The sequence below is a fragment of the Ramlibacter sp. genome, from assembly GCF_035706265.1.
Lineage (GTDB): Bacteria > Pseudomonadota > Gammaproteobacteria > Burkholderiales > Burkholderiaceae_C > Ramlibacter.
Map to the genome: position 1 here is coordinate 1 of NZ_DASSVG010000142.1, position 7522 is coordinate 7522.

Genomic DNA, 7522 nt, shown 5'->3' on the forward strand with positions numbered 1-7522 from the left:
CGGCATCTGCTGCTTCCAGGCGCCGCCCGTCAGGCGCGCCAGCGTGCCGTCGCCGACCACGCGCGCGGCGGCGTGGCCGAGGCGCAGGCCCGTGCGCGAGGCGCTTGCGAAGGTGTCGAAGTGCTGCGCCGACCAGCGCGCCGCGGCGCGCTGCACCGGGCCCGTGCGCCGGCCCCGCAGCAGGCGCACCAGCTCGCCGGTGTCGATGCCCACCGGGCAGGCGGTGGCGCACAGGCCGCAGCCCGCGCAGCTGTCGAGGGCCAGCGGCCCGAAGGCGGCGTCGATCTCCGCGGTCGACTCGCCCGCGGCGGCCAGCCGCGAGCGCTCGCGCCAGCTGGTGATGCGCTGGCGCGGCGAGAGCGTGAGCTTGTGCGAGGGGCACAGCGGCTCGCAGAAGCCGCATTCGATGCAGCGGTCGACGACGTCCTCGGCCGCCGGCATGGGCTTCAGGTGCTTCAGGTGCGCCTGCGGGTCGTCGTCGAGGATGACGCCGGGATTGAGCAGCCTTTCGGGGTCGAACAGCGCCTTGATGCGGCGCATCAGGGCGGTGGCCTGCGGACCCCATTCGCGTTCGACGAAGGGCGCCATGTTGCGGCCGGTGCCGTGCTCCGCCTTCAGCGAGCCGTCGTACTTCCCGACCACCAGCGTGCACACGTCTTCCATGAAGCGGGCGTAGCGCTCGATCTCGCTGGCCGCGGAGAAGTCCTGCGTGAAGACGAAGTGCAGGTTGCCCTCCAGGGCATGGCCGAAGATGATGCCTTCGTCGTAGCCGTGGCGGCGCATCGCCGCCTGCAGGTCGAGCGTCGCCGCCGCGAGCGATTCCACCGGGAACGCGACGTCCTCGATGATCACCGTGGTGCCGGTGCGGCGCATGGCACCCACCGAGGGGAAGGTGCCCTTGCGCACCTTCCAGTAGCCGGCGCAGACGGCCGGGTCGGTGGAGAAGGCAGGCGGCGCCACGGTGGGCAGCGGCGCCAGCACGCCCAGGGCGGCGTCGATGCGCAACTGCAGCGCCGGAGCGGTCTGCGCGCGCACCTCGATCAGCAGCGCCGCGGCGTCCGGGCCGAGCGCGCGCATCTCGGGCGGCATGCCGGGCTGGTCCTGCACCGAGCGCAGCGAGGCGCGATCCAGCAGCTCCACGGCGCTCACCTGCAGCTGCCGCAAGCCGAGCACCGCCTGGCACGCATGCTCCAGCGTCGCGAAGAAGACCAGCGCGCTCGCCTTGTGGGGATCGTCGGCGACGGTGCGGTAGGTGATGCGCGAAATGAAGCCGAGCGTGCCCTCGGACCCGATCATCAGGTGGGCGAGGATGTCGACCGGATCCTCGAAGTCGACCAGGGCGTTGAGGCTGTAGCCGGTGGTGTTCTTGATGCGGTACTTGCGCCGGATGCGCTCGGCCAGCGCCGCATCCGCCTGCGTTTCGGCGCCCATGCGCGCCAGGGACCGCAGCAGCTCGCCGTGGCTGCGGCGGAACGCCGCCACGCTGGCCGCTTCTTCGGTGTCCAGCACCGTGCCGTCGGCCAGCACCACGCGCAGGGACTGCAGCGTCTGGTAGCTGTTCTGCGCCGTGCCGCAGCACATGCCGGAGGCGTTGTTGGCGGCGATGCCGCCGATCTTGCAGGTGGCGATCGAGGCCGGGTCGGGACCGATCTTGCGGCCGTGGGGCGCCAGCCGCGCGTTGACGTCGCCGCCCACCATGCCCGGGCCGAGCCGCACGCTGGCCGCATCCGGCGCGATCTCGCAGGTGGCGAAGCCTTCGCCGATCAGCGCCAGCACGCCGTCGGTCACGGCCTGGCCGGAGAGGCTGGTGCCGGCGGCGCGAAAGGTGACGGGCCGCCCGTGCGCGCGCGCGGCTTTCAGCACCGCTTGCACGTCGGCTTCGCATTCGACGATCGCGACCACCTCGGGCGTGAGGCGGTAGAAGCTCGCGTCGGTGCCGTAGGCGAGGCGTCGCAACGGATCGGCCACCACCTGCCGCGCGGGCAGCACGGCCGCGAGGGCCGACGCGATCACACTGTCTCCGGATCCTGCGGCGCGCATCTTGTCTCCTGCGTATTGGTATGACCAAAGGATGCGGGCAGTCTCGGGGCGCCGGCTTGAACGAAGCTTTCAAAGCTGGTCGGACCAGCACGCCCCTTGACGCAGCGCAAAGGATCGGCGCTGGTCCGGCCAGGAATTCGTGTCGATCTGGCTACGCTACGCTGGTCGGACCAGGAGACACGAATGAACCGGACCCCGGGCGCGCGGGCGCCGCGCATCGCGGACGCGGTCGCCGCGAAAATCGAACAACGCATCCTCGAAGGCACCATCCGGCCGGGCGACCGGCTGCCGTCGGAGCGCGATCTCGCGGCCGAACTGGGCGTCTCGCGGCCCTCGCTGCGCGAGGCGATCCAGAAGCTGGCGGCCAAGGGCTTGCTGCACACGCGCGAGCGCGGCGGCAGCCACGTCACCGACCGGCTGGCGGCGCACTTCGCGGATCCGTGGCAGGAGATGCTGGCGGGCCATGCCGACGTGCAGCGCGACATGCTCGAATTCCGCGCGCTGCTGGAATCGCAGGCGGCCTATTGGGCAGCGGACCGCTGCACCGACGTGGACATCCAGCTGCTGGACGAAGCGCATGCCGCGCTGGAGGCGCAGTACGACGGCGCGCCGCTCGAGGCCTGCATCGACGCCGATCTGCAGTTCCACCAGGCCATCGCCGAAGCTTCCCACAACGTGCTCGTGAGCCACCTGTGCGCCAGCATCATGAAGGTGGCCCACGGCCACATCTCGGACAACCTGCGGGCGCTGCACCCGCGGCGCCACCGCTGGGACCAGCTGCGGGGGCAGCACCGCGCGATCTGGCTGGCGATCCGCGAGCACCGGCCGGAGGATGCGGCGCGTGCGTCGCGCGCCCACATCGATTTCGTGCGCGAGTGCATGGGCGAGAACGCGCTCGCCGAGGAGCGGCGGGCGGTGGCGCTGCGCCGCAGCGCGCAAGCCGCGCAGCCCACCCGGGCGTGAGTCAGGCCGCCCCGCTTCCGCCGAACTGCTGCGCCAGGAACGCTTCGCCTCTTTCGAGCATGAAATAGCGGAACGCCTCCGCCGCGGGCGACAGGGTGCGCGCCAGCGCATGGACGACGTGCCAGCGGCGCATCAGCGGCAGGCCCTCCACTTCGGGCGTCGCGATCAGCCCGTGCGCGAGCTCCAGGCCGAGGGTGTGCAGCGACAGCAGGCTCACGCCCATGCCGGCCATCACCGCCTGCTTGATGGCCTCGTTGCTCGCCATCTCCATGGCCACGTAAGGGGTGAGATGGTGGGCCTCGATGTACTCCTGCAGCGCGGCGCGCGTGCCGGAGCCTTCCTCGCGCACGATGAAGGCCTCGCGCGCCAGCGCCGCCGCCGGCACCAGCTCCAGCCGTGTGAAGGGATGATCGGGCGCCGTCACCAGCACGTGCGGATGCAGCGCGAAGGGTTCGGCCCGCGTGGACCACTCGGTGGGCGGGCGGCCCATGACGGCCAGCTCCACCTCGCCCTCGCGCATCAGGCGCACGATCTCGCCGCGGTTGTGCGCCACCCGCAGGCGGATCTCGACGCCGGGATGGTCCTGCCGGAACTGCGCCAGCAGGCGCGGCACGAAGTACTTGGCGGTGCTGACCATCACGACATCGAGCACGCCGGTCTTCAGTCCGCGCAGGTTGGCCACCATGTCCTCGGCGTCGCGCATGGCGGCCAGCACGCGCCGCGCGTGCGCCAGCACGTATTCGCCCACGGTGGTGAGCGCGACCGAGCGGCTGGTGCGGTCGAACAGGGGCAGCCCCACCTGCTCCTCCAGCTCGCGGATCTGCATCGAGACGGCCGGCGGGGAGAGGGCGAGCTCCTCCGCGGCGCGGGCGAAGTTCAGGTGCTTGCCCACGGCGGCAAACACCCGCAGCTGGCGCAGCGTGGCGTTCTTCATTCAGGGATGCTGAAGGATCGCATCAGAAGATCTGACTTCCGCTTCATGCTACGCCTGCCTAGAGTGCTCCTCAACCGCTGCATCGGGCAGTGTTTGACGGAGGTCAGGATGAACAAGCCGGTGGATGAGGGGATCGTCACGGAAGCCAGGAAGCGCTACAGCGCCGGCGTCCTGAAGTACTGCCAGATGGGTTACTGGGACGCGGATTACGCGCCGCGCGACACCGACGTGCTGTGCCTGTTCCGGATCACCCCGCAGGACGGCGTGGATCCGGTCGAGGCCGCCGCGGCCGTGGCCGGTGAATCGAGCACGGCGACGTGGACGGTGGTCTGGACCGACCGGCTCACCGCCTGCGACGGCTACCGCGCCAAGGCCTACCGGGTCGAGCCCGTTCCCGGCCAGCCGGGCCAGTTCTTCGCCTGGGTGGCGTACGACCTGGTGCTGTTCGAGGAGGGCTCGATCGCCAACATGACGGCCAGCCTGATCGGCAACGTGTTCTCGTTCAAGCCGCTGAAGGCGGTGCGGCTGGAGGACATCCGCATTCCGGTGGCGTACGTGAAGACGTTCAAGGGCCCGCCGACCGGGCTGGTGGTGGAGCGCGAGCGGCTCGACAAGTTCGGCCGGCCGCTGCTGGGCGCCACCACCAAGCCCAAGCTGGGCCTCTCCGGCCGCAACTACGGGCGGGTGATCTACGAGGGCCTCAAGGGCGGCCTCGACTTCATGAAGGACGACGAGAACATCAACTCGCAGCCCTTCATGCACTGGCGCGACCGCTTCCTCTACGTGATGGACGCCGTCAACAAGGCGAGTGCGGCGACCGGCGAGGTCAAGGGCTCCTACCTGAACGTGACCGCCGCGACGATGGAGGACATGTACGAGCGCGCGGAGTTCGCCCACGAACTCGGCTCGGTGGTGGTGATGGTGGACCTGGTGGTCGGCTGGACCGGCATCCAGTCGATGGCGAACTGGTGCCGCCGCCGCGACATGATCCTGCACATGCACCGTGCCGGCCACGGCACCTACACGCGGCAGAAGACGCACGGGGTGAGCTTCCGGGTGATCGCGAAGTGGCTGCGGCTGGCCGGCGTCGACCACCTGCACGCAGGCACCGCGGTGGGCAAGCTGGAGGGCGACCCGATGACGGTGCAGGGCTACTACCACGTGTGCCGCGACGCGCACACCCGGCAGGACCTGCAGCGCGGCCTGTTCTTCGACCAGGACTGGGCCGACCTGCGCAAGGTGATGCCCGTGGCCTCCGGCGGCATCCACGCCGGCCAGATGCACCAGTTGCTGGACCTGTTCGGCGACGACGTGATCCTGCAGTTCGGCGGCGGGACCATCGGCCACCCGGCGGGCGTGCAGGCGGGCGCGGTGGCGAACCGCGTCGCGCTGGAGGCCATGGTGAAGGCGCGCAACGAGGGCCGCGACATCGCCCGTGAAGGCCCGGAAATCCTGCAGGCCGCGGCGCGCTTCTGCACTCCGCTGCAGCAGGCGCTTGCCACCTGGGGCGAGGTCTCCTTCGACTATCAGTCCACCGACACGAGCGACTACGCCGTGACGCCCTCCCTGTCGCTGTAACGGAGCCCCAGCCATGATGACCAACCCCACCGGGCGCCTCACGCAGGGCCAGTTCAGCTTCCTGCCGGACCTCACCGACGCCGAGATCCTGGCCCAGATCGACTACGGGCTGGGTCGCGGTTATGCCTGGAGCGTGGAGTACACCGACGACCCGCACCCGCGCAATACCTACTGGGAGATGTTCGGCATGCCGATGTTCGACCTGCGGGACGCCGCCGGCGTGCTGGCGGAGGTGCAGGCCTGTCGCGCCACCTTCGCGCAACACTACATCCGGCTGGTGGCGTTCGACGCCACGCGCGGCGTCGAGTCGATCGCCATGAGCTTTTTGGTCCAGCGGCCGGCGCGCGAGCCGGGCTTCGGCCTCGGGCGCCAGGAGGCGCAGGGACGCTCGCTGCGCTATACGGTGCGCTCCTATGCCACCGACCGGCCCGAGTCCCGCCGTTACGAGGACTGAAGCGATGGGTCTGCCTGCCTATGCCCACGCGGCGCTGGCCGCCGTGCCCGCCGCGGATCCGGAGCCGGCGCCGGCTGCGCGCAGCGTCGCCGAGGTCCTCGCGCGCACCGACGTGATGACGGTGCTCCAGGAGCTGGATCGCGACCTGGTCGGCCTGGTGCCCGTGAAGCAGCGCATCCGCGACATCGCGGCGCTGCTGGTGATCGACCGGCTGCGCGCCGGCGCCGGCCTGCAGGCGCACGCGCCGTCGTTGCACATGTCCTTCACCGGCAACCCGGGGACGGGCAAGACGACGGTGGCGCTGCGGATGGCCCAGATCCTGCACCGCCTCGGCTACGTGCGCAAAGGGCACCTGGTCGCCGTCACCCGCGACGACCTGGTGGGCCAGTACATCGGCCATACGGCGCCGAAGACGCGCGAGGTGCTGAAGAAGGCGATGGGGGGCGTGCTCTTCATCGACGAGGCCTACTACCTCTACCGGCCCGACAACGAACGGGACTACGGGCAGGAGGCGATCGAGATCCTGCTGCAGGTGATGGAGAACCAGCGCGACGACCTGGTCGTGATCCTCGCCGGCTACCAGGACCGCATGGACACGTTCTTCCGCTCCAACCCCGGAATGAGCTCGCGCATTGCGCACCACCTGGCCTTTCCGGACTACTCCGCGGACGAGCTCCTGCAGATCGCGCGGCGCATGCTGCAGTCCATGGACTACCGCTTCGGGCCCGGCGCGCAGGAGGCACTGGAGGCCTACCTGGCGTTGCGGATCCGGCAGCCGCACTTCGCCAACGCGCGCAGCGTGCGCAACGCGCTGGACCGCGCCCGCCTGCGCCAGGCCAGCCGGCTGTTCGCCCAGCCCGAGCGCGAACTTGGCTGCGACGAACTCTGCACCGTCGCCGAGAGCGACATCCGTGCCAGTCGCGTGTTCGCCGCGGCAGCCGCCGATCACCAATGAGGGAGGAGATCACCATGCAATGCGAACGGACCACCTTGTCCGCGTTCCTGCGGTATCAACTGGGGGAGACGGAGGACGGCCACGCGCTCGGCGCGCTGCTCGCGGACACTGCCGCCGCCGTCGCAGCCATCGCGGCGGCCACCGCCGAGGGTGCGCTGGGCGGCCATCTCGGCGCGCTCGCAGCGCGCAACGTGCAGGGCGAAGTGCAGCAGAAGCTCGACGTGCTGGCGAACGAAACGATGATCCGCCACGGCCAAAGGAGTGGCCTGATCGCCGGCATGGTGTCGGAGGAGAACGAGGCTCCCGTGACCCTGTTCCCCGACGGTGGGCGCGGCCGCTTCCTGCTGGCGTTCGATCCACTGGACGGCTCCTCCAACGCCGACGTGAACGTCGCCGTGGGCACGATCTTCTCGGTGCTGCGCCACCCCGGCCCCCAGGCGCCGGTCGCCGGCGACTTCCTGCGCCCCGGGCGCGAGCAGGTCGCAGCCGGCTATGCGATCTACGGGCCCGCGACCCTGCTGGTGCTCACGGTCGGCCAGGGCACCCACGGCTTCACGCTCGATCGCGGCACCGGCGACTTCGTCCTCACGCATGCCGC

6 protein-coding genes and 1 pseudogene are annotated in these 7522 nt (G+C 70.5%); 5 read left to right on the forward strand and 2 right to left on the reverse strand.

What is annotated here, in order from left to right; genetic code table 11:
- Positions 1–2013 (reverse strand): FAD-binding and (Fe-S)-binding domain-containing protein (locus VFM98_RS05695; RefSeq protein WP_325108930.1); only part of this gene is annotated, 2013 nt, incomplete at its 3' end.
- Between the two features lie 210 nt (positions 2014–2223).
- Between VFM98_RS05695 and VFM98_RS05700 the strand changes: the two genes are divergently transcribed.
- Positions 2224–3003 (forward strand): FCD domain-containing protein, encoded by a 780-nt coding sequence (locus VFM98_RS05700; protein ID WP_325108931.1) that lies wholly within the window; start codon positions 2224–2226, stop codon positions 3001–3003.
- Between the two features lies 1 nt (position 3004).
- On the opposite strand, the gene VFM98_RS05705 is transcribed toward VFM98_RS05700, so the two are convergent.
- A complete protein-coding gene (locus VFM98_RS05705) occupies positions 3005–3937 on the reverse strand; it encodes a LysR family transcriptional regulator (protein WP_325108932.1) in 933 nt (310 codons plus the stop codon).
- A 108-nt stretch (positions 3938–4045) separates the two neighbouring features.
- On the opposite strand from VFM98_RS05705, the gene VFM98_RS05710 reads away from it, so the two are divergent.
- The 4 genes and pseudogenes from VFM98_RS05710 to VFM98_RS05725 all read left to right on the forward strand — a co-directional run.
- Positions 4046–5515, forward strand: coding sequence for a ribulose-bisphosphate carboxylase large subunit (locus VFM98_RS05710; protein ID WP_325108933.1), 1470 nt, complete (start codon positions 4046–4048; stop codon positions 5513–5515).
- 13 nt (positions 5516–5528) lie between these two features.
- A complete protein-coding gene (locus tag VFM98_RS05715) occupies positions 5529–5969 on the forward strand; it encodes a ribulose bisphosphate carboxylase small subunit (RefSeq protein ID WP_325108934.1) in 441 nt (146 codons plus the stop codon).
- A 4-nt stretch (positions 5970–5973) separates the two neighbouring features.
- Complete coding sequence (gene cbbX / locus VFM98_RS05720; RefSeq protein ID WP_325108936.1) at positions 5974–6924, forward strand: CbbX protein; 951 nt, start codon at positions 5974–5976, stop codon at positions 6922–6924.
- Positions 6925–6938: 14 nt separating this feature from the next.
- Positions 6939–7522: pseudogene (locus VFM98_RS05725) on the forward strand (class 1 fructose-bisphosphatase); the annotation flags it as partial.

Coding starts and splice junctions, on each gene's coding strand:
- VFM98_RS05715 (WP_325108934.1), top strand. CDS start 5,529: ATGATGACCAACCCCACCGGGCGCCTCACGCAGGGCCAGTTCAGCTTC.
- VFM98_RS05705 (WP_325108932.1), bottom strand. CDS start 3,937: ATGAAGAACGCCACGCTGCGCCAGCTGCGGGTGTTTGCCGCCGTGGGC.
- cbbX (WP_325108936.1), top strand. CDS start 5,974: ATGGGTCTGCCTGCCTATGCCCACGCGGCGCTGGCCGCCGTGCCCGCC.
- VFM98_RS05710 (WP_325108933.1), top strand. CDS start 4,046: ATGAACAAGCCGGTGGATGAGGGGATCGTCACGGAAGCCAGGAAGCGC.
- VFM98_RS05700 (WP_325108931.1), top strand. CDS start 2,224: ATGAACCGGACCCCGGGCGCGCGGGCGCCGCGCATCGCGGACGCGGTC.